Genomic DNA, 17,066 nt, shown 5'->3' with positions numbered 1-17,066 from the left:
GTCCTGGTTCGAATCCAGGTTCCCCAGCCAAAAAATTTATTAATAAAATCAATTGCATAACGATTTTATAATGGTGCTTTTTGTGCAACGGCATGTTGCATCTTGTTGCATCTGGCTCCCCTTGTTTTTCAAGGGTTTTCAATCAGTCACCGCAAATCCATGCGACATATACGCGACATGGGAACACCTTATTTATCTACCGATTTTAATCATATTAGCGTGAGGGGTAAAAAATTAACTTCCACCGCCATACTTTATATGCGATTGACATACACTACATTAAGTTGACAACTAATTGCACATAAACATTAATCGCTAAACAGGGAGTTATATGATGAAACGTACATTTTCCGTCAAAGCTCTTTGGGATGAAGAAGCTCAGGTTTTCATTTCCGAGAGTGATATTCTAGGTCTTCATATTGAGTCTGATACAATCGAAGAATTTGAAGATATTATGCACGACGTGGCTATTGAATTGATTATTCAAAACCACTTGAGTGCACCGGACCTTGCAAGCAGATCAATTAAAGATTTGGTGCCCGCTATATTGTGGCAACGTCCTGAAGGCAAGTTGGCTGTGGCATAACCATATATGCCTACTCTTTATAAACTCGTTTGTGATGAGATAAGCTCCAAAGGCTTTGAATATCTAAAAAACGGCAAAGGTTCCCATGAAAAATGGTGCAACAAAGAGACTGGAAAGATGCTTCTAGTACCTCACAATTTAAAAAGCCGACACACTGCAAACGGCATATTAAAAGACGCGGGTATTCCGAAAAAATTCTAAGCTTCTAATTGTAGCTTATTGAGCACCACATTTAGAGTATATCGGGCCTCGCTTCGGCGGGGCCTTTGCTTTTTCCAATATATCCGCCATGATGATAAGGCTAAGCAACAAGGGACATTGCTATGAAATTTCATGTTCGAGTGTTCAAACCAAATCCGGGTGGTGCGTATGACCCCGCACCTCTACACGACTTTGATTTGATAGACAGCACATTCATTCCAATGGTTGGCGATTTGCTACAGGCAAGCGAAAGTGAGCCAATCTATGAAGTGAAGTCACGACACTTCGATTATGCCAACAGGCTTTGCGCATTAAGTGTCAAAGAAAAAAAGGCGAAAAAGGCGCAATCAAGAACATTCGCTGTAAAAGGAATGTATTAAACCCTACGAAGAAAGCAGCATTATGTGTCATCGCGCTTCCATCACTTGAGGAAGATTTTAAATGCACAAGAAAGATAAAAACACTGAAGCCTACATGAAGGGGCTGTCAGGTGTTCCTGATAATCACAATAACCCGACAGAAAGTTTCTATCATAACTTAGGCCGAAAATCCCGTGCTCCAAACGTTGAGTTTCATGGCTTAGGGCTAGGCATCCTTGTGGTAATTGCAGCAGCATTTTTTCTACTCATGCAGCCCATTGAGTGGTCTTTGGAACAGAAATACAAAGGCTACGCTAAAGCATCAATATTAAACAAGGGTCAAACCGTTGATAAGGACGGTGAATATTTTACACACTTTGTGAATCAGGAAACCAACTTGTTTTACAGTAAAACAAGCAGCTCTCGCTTCGGTTATTGGAGCAAAGGAAAATGTGTACGAAAAATAGCGACCTTAGGTGATCGCGTTGAAGTAGAAACCAAGGGCCTGAACGGTTCCGGCAAAAGAAAAACATATAAAAAGTATGTCCAAGCAGGTCACTTAACTGAATTAGGTAAAAGTCATTGCAGGGCATAAAATCAGCCAAACACCGCGTCAAATGCGCCCGTGTTTATTGGCTGTGAGGGTGCCTGCTGATCTGAGCGTGAATGCCTGATCCAAGCATCATCAAGAGCGCAGATAATATCAATGTGATGCGGTTCAAGCGGCCATCTGTACAACTGCATCCATGATTCTATTTCAGCCCATTGAAGCGGGTTTGGACCATTTGCATGATACGTCCGTGACCTGCTGATCTGACAAAACAAAGACCATAGCCATTCACCGGCCTCCGGTACTTTTAAGCTTTTTCCAGTTTTCAGGTGCTGCTCCAACGCCTCAACAATTTGTGCTTTCAACCGTTGTTGCGATTTCATAAATTGTCCGGCCATCAATAAGTAACCCCGCGTGTTTCGCGCCGCTTCGTAATGGCGTTCACATTCTTTGGAAGATCGCGGTTCATTTTGGCAACCACACCCTCAAGACGAGCAATCGCTTCATTGGATGCGCCTCGATTGTCGATGTTGTAAGTCGGTGCAAATGTGTGCTGCACAGTTTGCTGCTTACTACTGTTACTTGAAGGTGCGATCCCTTTATTCATTGCTTCTAGTTGCGGTCTGAAACGTGCTGTGGCTGCTGCATTCGCTACGAACTCCTGACCGTGAACAATGCCTGTCGGTGTGTCGCGTGAAGCATTACCAGTAAAGCCACCGCTAGAAAACAAGCCAAGCCCTGCACCAATAACTGAAACTGCTGAGAAACCTCCGCCGCCGCCAAATAGCCCTGCCAATGGACCTTTATTGAACAGCGCTGCTTGCGCGGCTGCTTTAGCAATATCCAATGCCAATCTTTTGAAAGCTTCGCCTGCATCATCAGCGCCCGTCACGACACTCTCCAGCGCAGTTAAGCCACCATCAAACAGATATTCGATAGATTGCCGCCTTGCTTCCATTGCCTCATTGTTCGCCTCAATAGCTGCTTTTTCAGCTTCAATCTTTGTGACAAGTTCCGCAATCAGTGCGGATTGCTCTTGTGTTGCGGCTGATCCTGCACGGCGCTGTGCTTCTGCAATCTTGCGCTGCGTGTCTGTCATGCCAAGAGCATCATATTCAGCTTGTAGTTCGCTTATGAGGTCTTTGACAGCCTCAGCTTCGCGGAGTGCCGCCTGAGCGCTTGCATTGCGGGTCGAACCTCCACGGCCAGATGTTCCACCGCCTATTGTGCCAATATTGGTTGGTGAATGCTGAGCCTTTAGCTGTTCAAGCTGTGGACGCATTCCTTCCAAAGTTCTGCGCTTTAGCTCGCTCATGATCTGGTCGGCTTCGGCCTGCATATCTTCGATTGAACGAGCGCCCGGCATTGTAAAGGTCAAGCCTTGCGGATTCTGTCGCGCATGGATGTTTTTGTTCAGGCCATCCAGTTGCCGTTTCAGCGACTGCGTGGATTTTTCAGAAAGACCGCGCATAGCATCTGTGATTGATCGGATGCCGCTTGCTACGCTGCCAGCAATCCGTGCAACATCAACCAGAACGGGCGCAATATCCAGCAGTGCTGACTTAAACTCCACATCCATAATTTTAGATGCAATGGTTAGTTCATCGGTCAACTCTTCTGAACGGGCAAGCAATTCACGGTCAATGACAATGCCAAGCTTCTTTGCTTCGCGCTCCATAGCGTTTAGACCATCGGCACCATTTTGAAGAACGGGGATTAGCTTTTGGCCACTTTCACCAAATGCTGCTGTCGCCAGACCAACACGCTCGGTTTCTGTTTTGGCTTGCTTCAAAGCATCTGCCACGAGACGCAATCTTTCCTCTTGCGTTGCGGCGTTTTGAATATTCTTCAAAAGCTCTGGGTTTAGAGCCTTCATCTTCTCGACCAGTTCACCTTTGCCAGCAGCAGCAAGCGCGGTGTTGCGCCTAAAGCCCTGCAAAGCCTGATCTAAGTTGTCGATACTAACACCGGCAAGATCAGCACTGTGAGCAACAGATTGATAAAGATCACTGTTCAAACCGGAAAGCTTGGCAGATTTGGCAACCTTATCAAACTCCACAAGAGCGCTCTTTGCGCCTGATATGGCAGCACCAACGGATAAAATGCCGCCCAGCGTTGCGCCTATGGCTGACTTCGTAAACACGCTGAGGAACGAGCTTGCGCCCTTTGTACCTGCCGCCAGTGATCGGTTAATAGAAAGCATTGACCTGTTCATGTCGCTTTCCATTTGGCGGGTAGCGCGGCGCGAACTGTTTTGCAGGCCCTTGTAGGTTTTTGTGCCTTTGCGCTCGGCCTTTGTCATCTGCTTTTCAAAGTCGTTTATTCGAGCTTCAAGCTGCACAAATAGTCGTTCAGTATCATTTGCCATTAGAAGGCTCCCATTTCGTCGGGGTTAAACCAGTCAGCGTCATAGATGCTTGCCTGTTCACCTGCTGCACAACGAGCAACGGCCATCGCGCAAGCTACTGCGCCATCAATCTTGTTGCCTGACTTGCCTTTGTGAAAAGATCGGTTTCCAGCTTTATCTGTCTCGACCTGCACGTTCTCAAAATTCCACCTGAGAACCGGATGAGCGCCATGCTTGAACCGCCTTGCAATGATTGCACGTTCAAGCTCTTTGACAGCAGGTGCCATTGTCACCCAACCTTGACGCATTTCGACTACCGGAAAACCATCATCCATAAGACTTGCCATCATCACGCGGCCCATATGCGGATCAAAAGCAATCTCTTGAACATTGAACCGCGCACATAACTCGCGCAAATGGTCCTCTATATGGCGAAAATCCACCACATTCCCTTGCGTTGGCGCAATAAAATTGCGTTCAGACCATTCAACATAGGGCGCATCGTGCTTATCGCCGCGCTCTCTGAGGTTATCTGAGGGACAGAAAAACCAAGGGTGTACCTGATAGCCTTCACCATCGCGCCATGCAGCAACGATTGCGGTTAAATCTTCATTCTTGGATAGGTCCACACCAATGAAGCAAGGCGTTTGATCGGCTTCTAAATCATCAAGATCAACAGGTGCTTGTCCCTGATCGTAAACCTTCATATCAACAAATGGGCTTGTCGATTGATCCAGCCATTTATTCAGATTGAATTGCAGAAAGCTATCGCGATCAGAAGGTGAATGTTTCGCTTTGAGGGCTTTGTCTCTGAAAGCTGCCAGATCAGGATAGCCGTGCTTTAGGCCCGGATTCACCTTGTGCCAAACCTCCTCATCCTGCCAATCATCCTCATCATCCAAGGCAAAAATAACAGGTAGCGTTGCCGGATCATCGATCTCACCATTTTGCACTTTCATGGCATATTGCACAGTTTTCCAAGCAAGGTTTTCCTGCCCCCGCCCTGCTGTGGTTGCGACAATCATCAAAGTGTTTGGAACTTTCACAAGCGCACTGTCCAGCGCTTCCCATTGGCGTTGTCCGGCTGCTCCCTGCCAAACGTGCAACTCATCAGCGATCACCACATTTGGCGTTTTGCCGTGTTGTGTCTTTCCGTCCGATGCCACCGCGATGTAACGGCTGCGCTCTTTGGCAAATCCAATTTGAGAAATATAATCTCTGACAGATAGATGCTTTTCAAGGCGCGGATCATTCTCAACAATCAGTGCCGTTTCGCCATAAAGCTCTTTTGCCTGTTCATGCGCTGAGGCTGCTGAAACAATAAGATTGCCAGCTTGCCGCTCCGGTCCCATTAGGTGCAGCAGTGTTATGCCGGCACATAAAGAAGTCTTGCGGTTGCCACGTGGTAAAAGCAGCACAATGCGCCTGACAATGCGTGTTCCATCCTCATTGCGCGGCCCATAGGCTTTGCGAATGATCCGCTCTTGAAAGTCATCAAGCTGAAATGGGTGCCCTCTAGCGGGGTTCTTTGGGTGCTTTAGACGGCGAAGCCACTGCACCGCTCTTTCACCATAGCCAAATGGATCATCAATCTCTGATCCGTCATCAATCCAAGAGGGAATCATCATCTTCTTGATCCCTTATGGTTGGCCGTGATCGGCTGACAGGTGTTAAGCCAAGTTCAGCAGCAAGCAGTCTTGCTCGTGTCATAGCGTCCGATTGAATGCCAACTGAGGGATTACGCTTCATAACGCCATCCACATCAATGACATGGCCGTTTTCTTGTAAATGCTTCTCACAATCGCGCACTTGGCCGATGGCCGTGCAATAGTTTTCTAACGAAGCCAGATCAGCACGGGTTAGAATGCGTCGATCAACTAACAAATTGATTACGCGCTTCCACTCTTTTTTGGCTTCCAATGACAACCATGAAGGGGCTGGAGGTGACCTTTTAACTGCGCCATTGTCCACGACTAAGTGGGGTTTGGTTCCACGCATCAGTTTGCCGCTCCTGTCACTGTGACAGTGCGAATTTCCAAACCACGCTTGCGGCCTATTTCAGTAACTTCCCGAATATTGTGAATCTTGCCGTTGTAAAGAACGCTATCACGATTGAGCACGCCCTCCACAAAACGAATACGAAAGATCACAATTGTTTCTTCTGTCGCGCCTTGGTTTTCGATGAATTCCTGTGTCGATTGCTGCACTATCTCAGCGCGCACTTCGTCATAAGGAGTCCATGTAATTGTCGGTGAGCCTGCATCGTCAACGGTATTACTTGAGCGTTGCAATGTGATTTCTTTATCCAGCTTGCCAGCACGCATTATGAAGCCCTCCGCATAAGAGCCTCGACCGTCACAATCCCATGACTGGTTTCACCATCAGGGTCACGAATAAGCCTTGTGCTTGAAACAAACTGATCAACACATTGCCAGCCATCACGCTCAGGAAAACGCCCACCAAGAACAGCATCAACGATTAAACCACTAAGGGCATTAGCGCCTGTCAGAGAAGGCTCTTTAACCCAAACATGCAGCGTTGAATAAACGCGGAAAGAGCGGCGCTGTAGATCGTCGCCCTCATCAACCGTCTGCGCTTCACCGATGATAATAGACGGATCAGGTGCAGGCGTTTGGTGCCTGTCCAGTATAGAACTAGCTGGAACCGTATCTGTGATGACAGCCTTGGAAACAAGCCGCGCACGAATAGATTTCTGCAAAGATAGGGCTGCACTCATTGGCTTCCCCAATTGTCTTTGACTGCTTTGGAAATTGACCGCTTGATACGTCCTGTTATGCGCTTCTTTGTGGTGCGAACAGCAGGCCAAAAGAACGGCTGTGCAGGTGCATTTTTAGAGCCGTATTCCACAAGGTGCGGATAGCGCACGTCCATATTGCCTACCGTGACAGCGACCGCATTTTCAGGAACAAATGTTGAGCCTCCGGGCTGCGAGTAAGGTGGGGTTTTTTGTCCACCTTCTGTCACTTCAATGCTGTCAATCAAATCACCCGTATCTCGCGAAACCTCAGCAAGCGTTCGCATGGTTGTGGCTAGCTCTTCGCCGGACTTGTTCAAAGCAGGCTTCACAGCTTCTTTGACAGCCTTTGGAACTGCTTTCATTCGCTTCTGAAAACGGCTTAGTCCACCATCGTGTGTCATGAAAAACTCCAAGCACGGTTCTCTGCTATGATCTGCCAGACTGAAAAAGGAAGCTCTTGAGCCGTTACACCGACAAGCGTTGCCTCTCGGTTTTCATACCAATGGCCGACAAGCTGCAACACCGCCTCTTTCAAATCCTCAGGCGTGTTTTCCTCTCCCTCGAATTGCTCTTCGAAGGTATAGCCCAGAAGCCTTTCAATGTGCGCCTGTGCCGCCGCAATCTTTCGCTCTATGATGTTGCTTTCGCTGCTCTTCAAATAGAGCTGATCAAGTGCTTGCTGTGTGCTTATCACTGCCATAGGCAAAAAATCCTATTTCCCGCAAATATTGTAAAAGGGTTCCCCCGCCGGTCCCTTTGGAGGAATAAAAGTCTAAGACCACCCCCCCTAGTCACCTGTTGCAGCGTTGACCCGAACAAGATTGCTATTGATTGCCAAGCTGCTGTTGAGCTTCATGACGTTGTTAGCGCTGTCCAGTTCTTCAGTTGCGCTCATTACCTTTGCAATGAAGTAACGTTCTGAGGGTGTTGGTGCTGAACCTGTCGCTGGCGCATCATCGAACACGACTTTAAACGCATAATCATATGGCTGTGCTTCTGCCGCCACCAATGCGATCTGACCTGCATCTGTCATGTCCAAGCCTGCCACCACTTCCATAGTTGGAGCGCGGCGTGTGCCTTTGAGTGTTTGAGTACGGTTGCGACCGATAGCTTCAAAGGTGATCTCTTGTGCTGTATCACCCATAGAGCCGATGCTTTCGAGTGGATCAATCTCCACCCATGTTTGACTATCAAAGTCTGCAAGCACAAAGTCTGCTGCTTTCTCACTTAGAGCGCCACCGATGTATAGCTTAGAACCTGCTGTTGCGAATATTGGCATGATTTACCTCGTTACCAGTTTGCGCTCTGCTTTCTGCTTGGCGCTTGAATGACAGTTGGTGCATAGCGGTTGCCAGTTGGAGCGGTCTTTAAACAGCTTCTGGTTCCCTTTATGCGGAATGATGTGATCGACTACCGTTGCAGGTTCACCGCAGCGCCTGCATGTAGGGTTGCTTTTGAGGTATATTGCACGGTCTTTTTGCCATGTGCTGTCATAGCCTCGCTTGCTTGATGAGGGACGTTTGCGATCTGCACGCGCTTTACGCTCTTTGCTCTTTCGTGCCTCACAAGGGCATTCAGTGTTGGCAGCGATGGCAAAGCCGCATCCGCAAATGCGTGGTGGTTTCATAGGCATTATGTCACCCCATGATGAGTTGACAGGGGTAGCCGTAACATCCCTGTCTTGCTTGCTTTTACGTAAGGAGACCGCATATCAAGCACGACCTTTGCCACCTTGAACGCACAAAATCCTACTGGAGCCGCGCAGATGGTTTTTCGTTGTTCGATAGGCCGCGATACCGTCATGACGTGGCTCCGTTATTCCACAGGCCGGACGTCTGCATGGCCTTTGATAAGGACAGCCGATGCAGCGATAGAAGTGCCTGAGTTTTTCGTGGTGACAACGCGCAGGTAACGCTTGTGGCCGATATAGCCCTGCTTGACTACGCTATCAGCTTCAAGCGTTGCAGGTAGTTCACCAATGAGGTGTTCTGATACCACATCAGTGAAGTCACCTGAGGTTGTCGTGTCGCTTTCTTGAAGCTTGGCTGTGAAGTCCCCAGAGCCTGCAATTGCGCCTGTGTTGATTACCAGACAAGCGCTCTGAAAGCCTTTAAGGTCCAAAGCATCGCTTGTGTTGGTTGCTGACAGGACAGCAGGCGCAACCGCCTGAACTGTGCCGATGTTGTTTGCAATATCTCGCATGTGCTTATCCTCTTAAACTTCCATCTTGAATTTGCGAAAACGTGCAGGTTGGATCACCTTGCCGCCAACGCGCCGTGTTGCGTGAATGCGGGTGATGCCTTTGGTTGCCAGAATGTAAGGGTTGACCAAAATGCTCATCGCTAGGCGGTCAACGATCCGATAAGCTGAGAAGTCACCAAACATAATTGGTGTTGATTGCGCCTCGATATCGGGCATATCCACGGCTTCAATTACTGGACGACCAAGGATTGTTTCTGGTTGTCCAGCTTGAAAGCTTGGCTGCCATAGATAGCGACCGTCACCGTCTTTGAGCAATCGAACAGCCGCCAATGTCGTGCCGTTCATCATCCAAGTACCATTGTTGCGATATGCCGCAGGCAAGTCGTACATGGCTTTGACCATCGCATCAGATTTCAGGTCTGTTGCATGGCCGTTTTTGTATTCGCTAATGTCAGCGTTAGTCAGCAAGCCCTCAGGCTGTTTGACACCTGAGCCGTTGACGAATGAAACACTTTCTTTCTGTCCAAAGTCCTCGGCAAGTGCCAAGCGAACTTCTGCCTCAGCAGTGCCACCGCTATCAGCAAGCAATTCATTAGACAGATCAACATAAGTCATCAGCTTATGAGCAGGCACTTCGACCTGACCAAAAGACGGTGCGCTTTCTTCTGATTCCTCAGTCTCACCTTCCCACTGTGCATTTGTGATTCCAGTGCGCTTTGGATATTTCACAGAAGGCGATCCAATAGAGCGAACACTCGCAACTGACCGGATAGGTGAATATTCCACAAGGTCGCGGATAAACTCAGTTGAAGTCTCAGCAGGCGCTAGATAGCCCCCCTGTTCATCATCTGCGACTGTCAGCGCTTTGAGTTCAGCTTCATTGCCTTTATCGCCACGGCGCAAATATGTGCCAAATGCTTTGAGTTCGGCTGATACTTCGCCGTTCTCTTTGTCGCTGCCCTCAGGACGGTTTGACTTTGCTTCGATCTTGTCCAGGCGATCTTTTAATGCCTTGGTCTCAGCATCATCAGCCGATTTTTCTTCGACCGTTTTCAAGCGCTCATCGACGTTCTGCTTTAGCTCATCGAGCGCCTTGGTTACGATATCGACGGGATTTGGTTCCGCGTCTTTCAATTCAAGTTTGTTGACGTGTCGCATGATTTACCTCGCTGCGAATTGCGCTGTTGCGCGGTTTATGGCTTCGGCAAGCTGCAATGCTTCGATGCCGGATTTAGCTGATCGGATTTGTGCGTTCGGGTGCATGGGAACTGAGACAAGCGATGCCTCTATGAGTTCCAAGTCTGTGATTGTTCGTCCACCACCTGCACGGGGCTTTGATTTCTTGGTAAAGAAGCCAATCGAAAGGCCACGAATAGCGCCTGACTTAACCAGTGCGCTCACTTCACGGGCGCGGTTCATTTCACCAACAAGCATCTTGCCAGTGATTTCCAAGCCCTCATCAGTCTCTTTAGCTTCTGTCCATGCGCCAATCGGGTCTTTCTGGTCATGAGCAAAGAGCATTGGAAGGGGCAAATTAGCTTTGGAAAATGCGCCCTTCTCGATCCAGTCGCCTACACGATCAGGTGCAGCGAACGGCCATGCCATGCCTGTGATAGTGCCAGCATCATCAGTCAGCATCTTTGTGCTAAAGTATGCGTGTTCCATATTCATGCCGCGTCACCTTGAAAGAGTGAGCGATCACCGGCTGCGCTGTCCACTTGCTCTTGCAACCATGTGCCAGCTTTAAGAACGCGCACGACATTGGCGTGATTGAACGGGATAGGCTTTCCATCTTCTTGAATCTCAAAACCAAGCACGCAACGCGCTAGGCAGTTGAGACGTGCCTTCTCGCGGTTTTCTGCACTGACTTTGCCGTTTTCATCGGCAAGCTCTGCAAGCTCATCAGAAAGCGCTAAACGGGCTTTACGCTGTGTTTCACTGTCCGGTCCTGCAACGCGAAAGCGAATGCAAATAGGTTCGCCATTGAACGGATCAACAATGTCAAACCAGACACCTTTTTCCTGATCGATGTTACCTGCTAAGATTTCATTCAGCTCCATCAGATGGCTCCGGTTTGTTTGTGTCTATGTTTGGGTTTACGAACGCATTGCCCTCGGCATAGGCAGGCAAGCCCTCCCACTGACGTGCTTCATTTGGATTGAGAACGCGGGATGCAATGAGGCTGGAATAAGCAACTGCCCTGCTGCCAAGATCAGCGCGGGTTAAATCATCGCGTTCAAAGCGAATGCTCCACATTCCGCGCTCACTGTCATTGAACAAGGCACGGGACAAAGCGCCTTCAAGCGCACGCAACCAAGGCTCCAATGTGTAAACAAGAAACTCACGGCCCTGCTGTTCGCTGTTCGACCAAGTGGCACGATCAAGCTCATAGAGCATGGCAGGTGGAACACGGAACGCTCTTGCAACTTCCATGATGCCGAATTTGCGATTTTCCAAGAATTGCGCGTCTGTTGAGTTCATCGCCAATGGCTTGAATGTTGCACCATCCCAAAGGAAAGCGGTCTTGCCAGCATTGTCCGCACCTTCATGGGCTGCACGCCAAGCGGCCTTCATTGCTTTGAAGCCAGCTTCGCCAAGTTTGCCGGGGCTTTCGATTACACCGCCCGGACGCGCACCGTTCTTAAACAGTGATCCAGCATGTCGCTCCATCTGCTTAGCTGTAGCGATTGCTTCTTTGGCTAAGGAAAGAGGTGACTTAGAAAATGGTGATTTCAGGTGAATAACATCGCTTGAAGGCACTGGACGGTTTGCCAGCTTGTAGCTTGGTTCCCGTGTTCCTGTAGTGGCATATTCAACTGTGATATTGCCGCTCGTGTAATGGATTATCTCAGCAGGCTTGCCATCGACACGGTTTACCCATGCAAGGCCACCTGCATCATTCTGTAGAGCTTGTGAGATAAGATCACGAATGAAGGAAAAGCTGTCTGTCCAGTCATTCACGTTGCCAGACAAAAGGCTGTTGAGCGAATGGGTCTTATCAACCGCCTCATTGCCTTCCTCATCGATGGCAACGATTTCTATCTTTAGACTTGCCGCCGCTTCGCTAATCAATCTGATAGCGCTTGATACGGCAGGGACGGTCAACGCATCCTGATCGGTTATTGTGTTGCCGGAAACAGAAATGCCAAAAGCCTCTTTCAGCCAATCTTCTGGGCTTGTGAGGTCTGCTGATTTAGCCTCTATCGGCTTCTTGCTTCGGTTCCAAAATACCATGAACCGAATATATCAGTTAGGATGAAATTCCTAAACGTGCAATAACGTGCTGTAGTGGGTTTAAGCGGGTTTGTCCGGCTGCTTTAGAAAAGCAACCAATTCGTGTTCAACCGCATAAACCTTTCCCCCCAATTTCTTGAGGGGTGAATTTGGGTGCTGAGCGATCTGCTTGCGAACAAAATCCTCACTCGTACCTATCCGGTTTGATATGGCCTTATGTCCCCAGATGATTTCTGATCGGGTGAGTTCTTTGAGGTCTTTTAGAAGCTCATCGAAACGCCAACGGTCTAATGGTGGTTTGTTGTCGCTCATTTTTGCACCCCCTCTTTGTGGCACAAGATATCAACCTCTTTCTGAACAAGAGCAGCAAACGCTTCCAGTTCTTTGGTGATTTCAGCATCTGAAAGGCCAAGCTTGTGCAATTTTTGAGAAAAACCCTTTTCGATTTGTTCCCAATAAGATTGTTGCGCCCTTTCGGTAGTTTTATTCATGAAAAGGCTTGCAACATGACGGGCTTTTCCAATCTGCTTGCTTGCTGGAAAGGCGATGATTTTTACTGGTGGTTGCCAGTTGAATAATGGAAGGTGATTACCACTCATAAGTTCCATCCTTCATTGCTTGGTAGTTATTGGCCTCTTGCTCATCGCTAAAAATTTCTTCGGTGTTATTATTAGGTAGTTCCGAACATAGGTGTTTATCCCTTACTTTGGTCAGGTCACGGGTCAGGTCTTTGGTCAGTTCGTGAACCTCACGTTTTGTCAGCCCGCGACCTTTACGGGACACGTATTTGGTCAGGTCAAATACAGGGAGGTCTTTCTTTTGACGGGACTTGGCTTTAGCCTCAGCCCTATTTTTTGCCTGCTCTTGCCTTTTATCAATTCTGTATTGAACGGCATCATCAATCTCATTGAAAAGCCTTTCTATCTTTTCAGGCGGCCCGGGCATGTACTCATTATAGCCCTTTACATTGCGGCGTTTTGTAATCCAGCCGCGCTTTGCCAATTTCCCAGTTGATCGTGACACGGCATCAATATGACAGTTGCACGTTCCTGCTATAGTTGCAGTTGAAGGGTATGCCTGCCCCTTAACGGCATTTACGTGCTGAATGATGCAGTAGCCGATAGTCTTATCTATGGGTGCAAGTTTATGGTCACGCATGATCCGGTCCAATACGTCAAACTTCCAAGATGAAAATGTTTTTTTCTCATCTTCTGTAAGTTCCTTATTTTCACTCATCAGCGCACCTCGCTTCTAAGCTGCCGTGCAATGGCTATCGCTTCACATGCTTGCACTGCTGTCAGGTCAAAGCGCTCTCGCAATAAGGGTACGGCTGGACGCTGTGCACGTTGCTCTGGGCTGAGTGAAGCAAGCCAACGGCCTGCCTCATCAATCTCTGCTGTTTGTTCGTGATCTATGCCGCTCATCTGTCCATCGCCCATTTAATAGGTTCATCTGGGTCGCGGCCTTCTTTGAAAGCGACAATTTCAACACGCTGCATCACGGGTCCAAGATCGGCGTTGTCACCCCATCGAATTGCTCTTTGAGTGCCGCCTGTGGCACGAATTTCAAACTCAGGATGAATTTCAGCAAGCGCCTCTTTGATGATAGAGACAGCATCCTTAATGCGCTGTTCAGGTGATGGTGTAGCTTTTGCAATGCTTGCAGGCGCAACGATACCAAATGCAACGAATGCTTTTATAAGTGATCTGCGGTTCATGCTGCACCGCCAATCTTTTGAAGATCAGTGAAGATCGAACCAATCAAACGCATGTCTGTGGTTTTTTCATTTTTGTAGTCGTCAAAGTTAAGCTCGCCACGGCTCCACAGATACGCTTTGACTTTTACCTTTAAGCCTTCAAGCGTTGTGGCAGTGGCATTCTCTATTTTGCTTACTATCGCTGTTGAAGCGTCAAATGACGCATCATATTCTGCGTCAGGTGCCTCGGCATTAACTACCTGTTGCTTATATGATTTTGATAGCTGCTCTCCAAGGTCGATCAGGTAGGCGTCATCTTTTGAAGCGGGTATCCTTTCACGGAACTTCATGCCGTGAAGCATGTGAAAACATTCGCCGCGCATTGCTTCAATCTTTTTACAAAGGTCATCTGCTGTCAGCGCAATTGTTGATAGTGGGCTTGTCACCTCATCATTACGGCCTTGCGTGATCCACCACATTGACATGATGAAGTCTGACATTTCATTCAATGGGGCTTCCATATCAGTTATGGTTTCCCAAAGCTTTTCGATTTGTGCTTCTGATTTTTGCAGATCACTGGTTGCGGCGTTTGCCATTTCATTGATATTGAGTGGTTTGTTCATGTCTCTCTCCATGTGTTAATTGAGATTTTGGACAGGCTCGATCCGGTTGCCGCCAGATCGGGCCATCTTTTTAAGTGCGCTCATTCAGCATCCTCCAAGAAAAATGCAATCAGCTTGCCGCGCTCAGCGACCCATCGATTACCAAGTTGTTTTGCTGGTAAATTACCAGACGTAAGAAGATGGTAAGTTTGACGATCTGTGCGCCCAATTACTCGCGCGATTTTGGCGATCCCCCATATCAGTTCAATTGGCTTAACTTCACTCATTGATTTGTCTCCAAAGGTCATAGGTGCAACTTGCACTCACGTATTGTTAACAGCTAATTTCGATAGGTGCAAGTCGCACCCTTGATTTTTTTGGGTGCAAGTCGCATTCATTGTCTTATGAGTGATGATTCAAAATATCCAAGTGAACTTGCAGAGCGATTTCAGGTTAGAATGCCTGAAGGTTTGCGCGACCGAATTAAAGAAGCAGCTGAGCGTAGTGGGCGTTCAATGAATGCTGAGATTTTGCAGGCTCTTGAACAGCATTTTCCACCACAGCCATCAATATTTGAAGTTCTGGAACGGGTGCATGAAGCGATTGATCTTGCCCAGCAGTCAAATGGCTTGCCTTATCGCCGAATGTTAATTGAATCGCTTGACGAACTGTCCGAACGAGTATCTTCAGGTTTGGAGACAGATCAATTTGTTTCTATGACGTTACCAAATCACCACAAACAAATGTCTGATTTTACAGCACGATTTAAGCGATGGAAAAGAGCAAGTGAATACGGCGTTGAACTCAGCGATTTAAAGAGGGAACTTGAAAGAGGATTATTTGCGAACGCAGGCCATGACAAAATAGCGCTGGCGATCAAGAGCTTTAAAGAGGGGGATGTGAATGCTGCGCTTAAGCTCTTTAGGTTAGACAAAACTAAATTTGCAGAACCTGAAAAATCCTATCAAGCCATCGAAGATCACCTTCGGAATTTTTATGCAGAAAATTGGGGGCCACCCGATTCGGCAGGTGAATTTTAAATGAGCGTCCGCAAGCGCACATGGTCCACGGCCAAGGGTGAAGAAAAGACCGCTTGGGTTGTCGATTACACCGATGCTAGTGGAAAGCGCCGCCTAAAGTCATTCAAGCTGAAAAAAGACGCTGACAAGTTCGCGGCAACCGCAACATTGGAAGTCGATCAAGGTGTTCATGTAGCAGACCGTGCGACCGTTACTGTTGCAGAAGCTTGCAGTCTATGGCTGGTAAGCTGCGACCATGCAGGATTAGAGCGCACCACAATCGATGGGTACCGCCAACATGTGGAATTGCATATTAAACCGTTTATTGGCGCTGCACGGCTCAACAAGGTAACTGTGCCTTACGTTCGCTCGTTCCAAGATAAGCTACGCAAGGAAGGCCGATCTGCATCTATGGTCAAGCGCGTAACCGTTTCGCTTGGTAGCATCCTCAGCGATGCACAGGAGCGCGGCCTGATCGTTCGCAATGCCGTCAGTGAAATGTCTAAGCGACGAACCAGAAACACCACAGAGAAGCGCCAGAAGCGGCGTTTGGCCTATGGGATAGACATTCCCACCATTGAGGAAGCACGCGCTATCCTTGCGGCTGCTGAGGGACGCTATCGCCCTTTGCTTTTTACCGCCATTTTTACGGGCCTCAGATCATCAGAGCTGCGCGGCCTATCATGGTCAAACGTCGATCTTGAAAAGCGTGAACTGCATGTGCGTAGCCGGGCTGACAAATATCATACTATGGGAATGCCGAAGTCAGATGCAGGGCAACGCACAATTCCACTACCGCCTATGCTTGTGAACACGCTCAAAGAATGGAAACTTGCCTGCCCGATTGGTGAACTTGATCTGGTGTTCCCGAACACGGCTGGAAATATTGAATGGCACGCCAACATCATCAAGCGCGGATTGCAGCCAACGATGATTAAGGCAGGCGTGACTAAAGAGGGACCGGACGGAAAGCTTGTTGCCAAGTATAGCGGTATGCACGCGATGCGCCACTGGTTCGCCTCATGGTGCATCAACCGAAAAGCAGATGGCGGCTTGGAGCTTACACCCAAAGCAGTGCAGACACGCATGGGGCATTCATCAATTCAGGTGACATTCGATACCTACGGCCATCTATTCCCGACCGTTCATGAAGATAAGGAACTAGCCACAGCAGAGGAAATACTATTCAAGTAGAAATAACAAAGAGGGGATTAAAATGGAAAGCGCGGATTCAAATGCTTGGATCGTCTCGGTATGGACTACCATGCCTGAGTATGAATACAGGGTTCTTGTCGCTTATGCGGTTGGGGCTCAAACTAAGAATGAAGCAGCTACTCTTGTCAGGTCGGCAGGCAGTCATTTTCAAGATGACGATATTAATGAACCGGTTCGGATATCAGCCACTACAGCAGAGAGCCTTGGCATTACATCTGGCTCAGTAAAAATGATCTGACTGCAACATAGCCGCGACATGCGGCTATTTTTCCTAATAATATCAACGTCAAAACAAAT

The 17,066-nt window shown here is 48.2% G+C and carries 29 protein-coding genes; 7 read left to right on the top strand and 22 right to left on the bottom strand.

Features of this window, described 5'->3' with window-relative positions; all coding sequences use genetic code 11:
• Window positions 1–331 precede the first annotated feature (331 nt).
• The 4 genes from SU32_RS16385 (at window position 332) to SU32_RS16370 (ending at window position 1,741) form a co-directional block, all read left to right on the top strand.
• Complete coding sequence (locus SU32_RS16385; protein WP_082376851.1) at window positions 332–586, top strand: DUF1902 domain-containing protein; 255 nt, start codon at window positions 332–334, stop codon at window positions 584–586.
• 6 nt (window positions 587–592) lie between these two features.
• Complete coding sequence (locus SU32_RS17560; RefSeq protein ID WP_054000463.1) at window positions 593–787, top strand: type II toxin-antitoxin system HicA family toxin; 195 nt, start codon at window positions 593–595, stop codon at window positions 785–787.
• Window positions 788–909: 122 nt separating this feature from the next.
• Entirely contained in the window at window positions 910–1,167 is a 258-nt protein-coding gene (locus SU32_RS16375; protein WP_054000462.1) for a hypothetical protein, read from the top strand.
• A gap of 61 nt (window positions 1,168–1,228) precedes the next feature.
• Window positions 1,229–1,741 carry a hypothetical protein gene (locus tag SU32_RS16370; protein ID WP_054000461.1) on the top strand — a complete coding sequence of 171 codons (513 nt, stop codon included), beginning with the start codon at window positions 1,229–1,231 and terminating at the stop codon, window positions 1,739–1,741.
• A 2-nt stretch (window positions 1,742–1,743) separates the two neighbouring features.
• On the opposite strand, the gene SU32_RS16365 is transcribed toward SU32_RS16370, so the two are convergent.
• The 22 genes from SU32_RS16365 to SU32_RS16260 form a co-directional block, all read right to left on the bottom strand.
• Entirely contained in the window at window positions 1,744–2,079 is a 336-nt protein-coding gene (locus SU32_RS16365; protein WP_144421186.1) for a phage tail assembly chaperone, read from the bottom strand.
• A 14-nt stretch (window positions 2,080–2,093) separates the two neighbouring features.
• Window positions 2,094–4,064 carry a hypothetical protein gene (locus tag SU32_RS16360; protein WP_054000459.1) on the bottom strand — a complete coding sequence of 657 codons (1,971 nt, stop codon included), beginning with the start codon at window positions 4,062–4,064 and terminating at the stop codon, window positions 2,094–2,096.
• Window positions 4,064–5,671, bottom strand: a complete 1,608-nt coding sequence (locus SU32_RS16355) for a terminase large subunit (protein ID WP_054000458.1) — start codon at window positions 5,669–5,671, stop codon at window positions 4,064–4,066. The genes SU32_RS16360 and SU32_RS16355 overlap by 1 nt, the downstream gene beginning before the upstream one ends.
• A complete protein-coding gene (locus SU32_RS16350; RefSeq protein ID WP_054000457.1) occupies window positions 5,649–6,041 on the bottom strand; it encodes a phage terminase small subunit P27 family in 393 nt (130 codons plus the stop codon). The genes SU32_RS16355 and SU32_RS16350 overlap by 23 nt, the downstream gene beginning before the upstream one ends.
• A complete protein-coding gene (locus SU32_RS16345; RefSeq protein ID WP_054000456.1) occupies window positions 6,041–6,367 on the bottom strand; it encodes a phage head closure protein in 327 nt (108 codons plus the stop codon). The genes SU32_RS16350 and SU32_RS16345 overlap by 1 nt, the downstream gene beginning before the upstream one ends.
• A complete protein-coding gene (locus tag SU32_RS16340) occupies window positions 6,367–6,780 on the bottom strand; it encodes a DUF3168 domain-containing protein (RefSeq protein ID WP_054000455.1) in 414 nt (137 codons plus the stop codon). The genes SU32_RS16345 and SU32_RS16340 overlap by 1 nt, the downstream gene beginning before the upstream one ends.
• Window positions 6,777–7,202, bottom strand: a complete 426-nt coding sequence (locus tag SU32_RS16335; RefSeq protein WP_054000454.1) for an HK97-gp10 family putative phage morphogenesis protein — start codon at window positions 7,200–7,202, stop codon at window positions 6,777–6,779. The genes SU32_RS16340 and SU32_RS16335 overlap by 4 nt, the downstream gene beginning before the upstream one ends.
• Window positions 7,199–7,501: a head-tail connector protein gene (locus SU32_RS16330; RefSeq protein WP_054000453.1), complete on the bottom strand. Its 303-nt coding sequence runs from the start codon at window positions 7,499–7,501 to the stop codon at window positions 7,199–7,201. The genes SU32_RS16335 and SU32_RS16330 overlap by 4 nt, the downstream gene beginning before the upstream one ends.
• 87 nt (window positions 7,502–7,588) lie before the next feature.
• Window positions 7,589–8,080: a hypothetical protein gene (locus SU32_RS16325; protein ID WP_054000452.1), complete on the bottom strand. Its 492-nt coding sequence runs from the start codon at window positions 8,078–8,080 to the stop codon at window positions 7,589–7,591.
• Window positions 8,081–8,083: 3 nt separating this feature from the next.
• On the bottom strand, window positions 8,084–8,434 hold the full coding sequence (locus SU32_RS16320) for an HNH endonuclease signature motif containing protein (protein WP_054000451.1): 351 nt from the start codon (window positions 8,432–8,434) through the stop codon (window positions 8,084–8,086).
• A gap of 182 nt (window positions 8,435–8,616) precedes the next feature.
• Window positions 8,617–9,003 (bottom strand): hypothetical protein, encoded by a 387-nt coding sequence (locus SU32_RS16315; protein ID WP_054000450.1) that lies wholly within the window; start codon window positions 9,001–9,003, stop codon window positions 8,617–8,619.
• Window positions 9,004–9,015: 12 nt separating this feature from the next.
• Window positions 9,016–10,161, bottom strand: a complete 1,146-nt coding sequence (locus tag SU32_RS16310) for a phage major capsid protein (protein WP_054000449.1) — start codon at window positions 10,159–10,161, stop codon at window positions 9,016–9,018.
• A 3-nt stretch (window positions 10,162–10,164) separates the two neighbouring features.
• Window positions 10,165–10,674: an HK97 family phage prohead protease gene (locus tag SU32_RS16305; protein ID WP_342670098.1), complete on the bottom strand. Its 510-nt coding sequence runs from the start codon at window positions 10,672–10,674 to the stop codon at window positions 10,165–10,167.
• A complete protein-coding gene (locus tag SU32_RS16300; protein ID WP_054000447.1) occupies window positions 10,671–11,063 on the bottom strand; it encodes a hypothetical protein in 393 nt (130 codons plus the stop codon). Before SU32_RS16300 ends, SU32_RS16305 begins: the two co-directional genes overlap by 4 nt.
• On the bottom strand, window positions 11,050–12,237 hold the full coding sequence (locus tag SU32_RS16295) for a phage portal protein (RefSeq protein ID WP_054000446.1): 1,188 nt from the start codon (window positions 12,235–12,237) through the stop codon (window positions 11,050–11,052). The genes SU32_RS16300 and SU32_RS16295 overlap by 14 nt, the downstream gene beginning before the upstream one ends.
• A 60-nt stretch (window positions 12,238–12,297) precedes the next feature.
• On the bottom strand, window positions 12,298–12,549 hold the full coding sequence (locus SU32_RS16290) for a hypothetical protein (protein ID WP_054000445.1): 252 nt from the start codon (window positions 12,547–12,549) through the stop codon (window positions 12,298–12,300).
• Entirely contained in the window at window positions 12,546–12,836 is a 291-nt protein-coding gene (locus SU32_RS16285; RefSeq protein WP_144421185.1) for a DUF6074 family protein, read from the bottom strand. Before SU32_RS16285 ends, SU32_RS16290 begins: the two co-directional genes overlap by 4 nt.
• The gene (locus tag SU32_RS16280; protein WP_054000443.1) at window positions 12,826–13,473 is read right to left on the bottom strand and encodes a helix-turn-helix domain-containing protein; all 648 of its coding nucleotides are present in this window, start codon (window positions 13,471–13,473) and stop codon (window positions 12,826–12,828) included. Before SU32_RS16280 ends, SU32_RS16285 begins: the two co-directional genes overlap by 11 nt.
• Entirely contained in the window at window positions 13,473–13,661 is a 189-nt protein-coding gene (locus tag SU32_RS16275; RefSeq protein ID WP_054000442.1) for a hypothetical protein, read from the bottom strand. The genes SU32_RS16280 and SU32_RS16275 overlap by 1 nt, the downstream gene beginning before the upstream one ends.
• Window positions 13,658–13,954, bottom strand: coding sequence for a hypothetical protein (locus SU32_RS16270; protein ID WP_054000441.1), 297 nt, complete (start codon window positions 13,952–13,954; stop codon window positions 13,658–13,660). The genes SU32_RS16275 and SU32_RS16270 overlap by 4 nt, the downstream gene beginning before the upstream one ends.
• Window positions 13,951–14,556, bottom strand: a complete 606-nt coding sequence (locus tag SU32_RS16265; RefSeq protein ID WP_054000440.1) for a hypothetical protein — start codon at window positions 14,554–14,556, stop codon at window positions 13,951–13,953. Before SU32_RS16265 ends, SU32_RS16270 begins: the two co-directional genes overlap by 4 nt.
• 80 nt (window positions 14,557–14,636) lie before the next feature.
• Window positions 14,637–14,822: a hypothetical protein gene (locus tag SU32_RS16260; protein WP_054000439.1), complete on the bottom strand. Its 186-nt coding sequence runs from the start codon at window positions 14,820–14,822 to the stop codon at window positions 14,637–14,639.
• Window positions 14,823–14,939: 117 nt separating this feature from the next.
• Between SU32_RS16260 and SU32_RS16255 the strand changes: the two genes are divergently transcribed.
• The 3 genes from SU32_RS16255 to SU32_RS16245 are packed head-to-tail and all read left to right on the top strand — an operon-like array spanning window position 14,940 to window position 17,007.
• The gene (locus tag SU32_RS16255) at window positions 14,940–15,575 is read left to right on the top strand and encodes an Arc family DNA-binding protein (RefSeq protein WP_054000438.1); all 636 of its coding nucleotides are present in this window, start codon (window positions 14,940–14,942) and stop codon (window positions 15,573–15,575) included.
• A complete protein-coding gene (locus SU32_RS16250) occupies window positions 15,576–16,748 on the top strand; it encodes a tyrosine-type recombinase/integrase (RefSeq protein WP_054000437.1) in 1,173 nt (390 codons plus the stop codon). It abuts the gene before it with no gap.
• 22 nt (window positions 16,749–16,770) lie between these two features.
• A complete protein-coding gene (locus SU32_RS16245; protein ID WP_054000436.1) occupies window positions 16,771–17,007 on the top strand; it encodes a hypothetical protein in 237 nt (78 codons plus the stop codon).
• Window positions 17,008–17,066 lie beyond the last annotated feature (59 nt).

This window comes from Ahrensia marina (assembly GCF_001293565.1).
GTDB lineage: Bacteria > Pseudomonadota > Alphaproteobacteria > Rhizobiales > Rhizobiaceae > Ahrensia > Ahrensia marina.
The sequence above is the reverse complement of the archived record's forward strand: the minus strand, read 5'-3'. Positions and strand labels throughout refer to the sequence as shown.

Bases quoted from the DNA above. Each gene is read 5' to 3' on its own strand.
- SU32_RS16385 (WP_082376851.1), top strand. From the start codon at position 332: ATGATGAAACGTACATTTTCCGTCAAAGCTCTTTGGGATGAAGAAGCT.
- SU32_RS17560 (WP_054000463.1), top strand. From the start codon at position 593: ATGCCTACTCTTTATAAACTCGTTTGTGATGAGATAAGCTCCAAAGGC.
- SU32_RS16375 (WP_054000462.1), top strand. From the start codon at position 910: ATGAAATTTCATGTTCGAGTGTTCAAACCAAATCCGGGTGGTGCGTAT.
- SU32_RS16370 (WP_054000461.1), top strand. From the start codon at position 1,229: ATGCACAAGAAAGATAAAAACACTGAAGCCTACATGAAGGGGCTGTCA.
- SU32_RS16365 (WP_144421186.1), bottom strand. From the start codon at position 2,079: ATGAAATCGCAACAACGGTTGAAAGCACAAATTGTTGAGGCGTTGGAG.
- SU32_RS16360 (WP_054000459.1), bottom strand. From the start codon at position 4,064: ATGGCAAATGATACTGAACGACTATTTGTGCAGCTTGAAGCTCGAATA.
- SU32_RS16355 (WP_054000458.1), bottom strand. From the start codon at position 5,671: ATGATGATTCCCTCTTGGATTGATGACGGATCAGAGATTGATGATCCA.
- SU32_RS16350 (WP_054000457.1), bottom strand. From the start codon at position 6,041: ATGCGTGGAACCAAACCCCACTTAGTCGTGGACAATGGCGCAGTTAAA.
- SU32_RS16345 (WP_054000456.1), bottom strand. From the start codon at position 6,367: ATGCGTGCTGGCAAGCTGGATAAAGAAATCACATTGCAACGCTCAAGT.
- SU32_RS16340 (WP_054000455.1), bottom strand. From the start codon at position 6,780: ATGAGTGCAGCCCTATCTTTGCAGAAATCTATTCGTGCGCGGCTTGTT.
- SU32_RS16335 (WP_054000454.1), bottom strand. From the start codon at position 7,202: ATGACACACGATGGTGGACTAAGCCGTTTTCAGAAGCGAATGAAAGCA.
- SU32_RS16330 (WP_054000453.1), bottom strand. From the start codon at position 7,501: ATGGCAGTGATAAGCACACAGCAAGCACTTGATCAGCTCTATTTGAAG.
- SU32_RS16325 (WP_054000452.1), bottom strand. From the start codon at position 8,080: ATGCCAATATTCGCAACAGCAGGTTCTAAGCTATACATCGGTGGCGCT.
- SU32_RS16320 (WP_054000451.1), bottom strand. From the start codon at position 8,434: ATGCCTATGAAACCACCACGCATTTGCGGATGCGGCTTTGCCATCGCT.
- SU32_RS16315 (WP_054000450.1), bottom strand. From the start codon at position 9,003: ATGCGAGATATTGCAAACAACATCGGCACAGTTCAGGCGGTTGCGCCT.
- SU32_RS16310 (WP_054000449.1), bottom strand. From the start codon at position 10,161: ATGCGACACGTCAACAAACTTGAATTGAAAGACGCGGAACCAAATCCC.
- SU32_RS16305 (WP_342670098.1), bottom strand. From the start codon at position 10,674: ATGAATATGGAACACGCATACTTTAGCACAAAGATGCTGACTGATGAT.
- SU32_RS16300 (WP_054000447.1), bottom strand. From the start codon at position 11,063: ATGGAGCTGAATGAAATCTTAGCAGGTAACATCGATCAGGAAAAAGGT.
- SU32_RS16295 (WP_054000446.1), bottom strand. From the start codon at position 12,237: ATGGTATTTTGGAACCGAAGCAAGAAGCCGATAGAGGCTAAATCAGCA.
- SU32_RS16290 (WP_054000445.1), bottom strand. From the start codon at position 12,549: ATGAGCGACAACAAACCACCATTAGACCGTTGGCGTTTCGATGAGCTT.
- SU32_RS16285 (WP_144421185.1), bottom strand. From the start codon at position 12,836: ATGAGTGGTAATCACCTTCCATTATTCAACTGGCAACCACCAGTAAAA.
- SU32_RS16280 (WP_054000443.1), bottom strand. From the start codon at position 13,473: ATGAGTGAAAATAAGGAACTTACAGAAGATGAGAAAAAAACATTTTCA.
- SU32_RS16275 (WP_054000442.1), bottom strand. From the start codon at position 13,661: ATGAGCGGCATAGATCACGAACAAACAGCAGAGATTGATGAGGCAGGC.
- SU32_RS16270 (WP_054000441.1), bottom strand. From the start codon at position 13,954: ATGAACCGCAGATCACTTATAAAAGCATTCGTTGCATTTGGTATCGTT.
- SU32_RS16265 (WP_054000440.1), bottom strand. From the start codon at position 14,556: ATGAACAAACCACTCAATATCAATGAAATGGCAAACGCCGCAACCAGT.
- SU32_RS16260 (WP_054000439.1), bottom strand. From the start codon at position 14,822: ATGAGTGAAGTTAAGCCAATTGAACTGATATGGGGGATCGCCAAAATC.
- SU32_RS16255 (WP_054000438.1), top strand. From the start codon at position 14,940: ATGAGTGATGATTCAAAATATCCAAGTGAACTTGCAGAGCGATTTCAG.
- SU32_RS16250 (WP_054000437.1), top strand. From the start codon at position 15,576: ATGAGCGTCCGCAAGCGCACATGGTCCACGGCCAAGGGTGAAGAAAAG.
- SU32_RS16245 (WP_054000436.1), top strand. From the start codon at position 16,771: ATGGAAAGCGCGGATTCAAATGCTTGGATCGTCTCGGTATGGACTACC.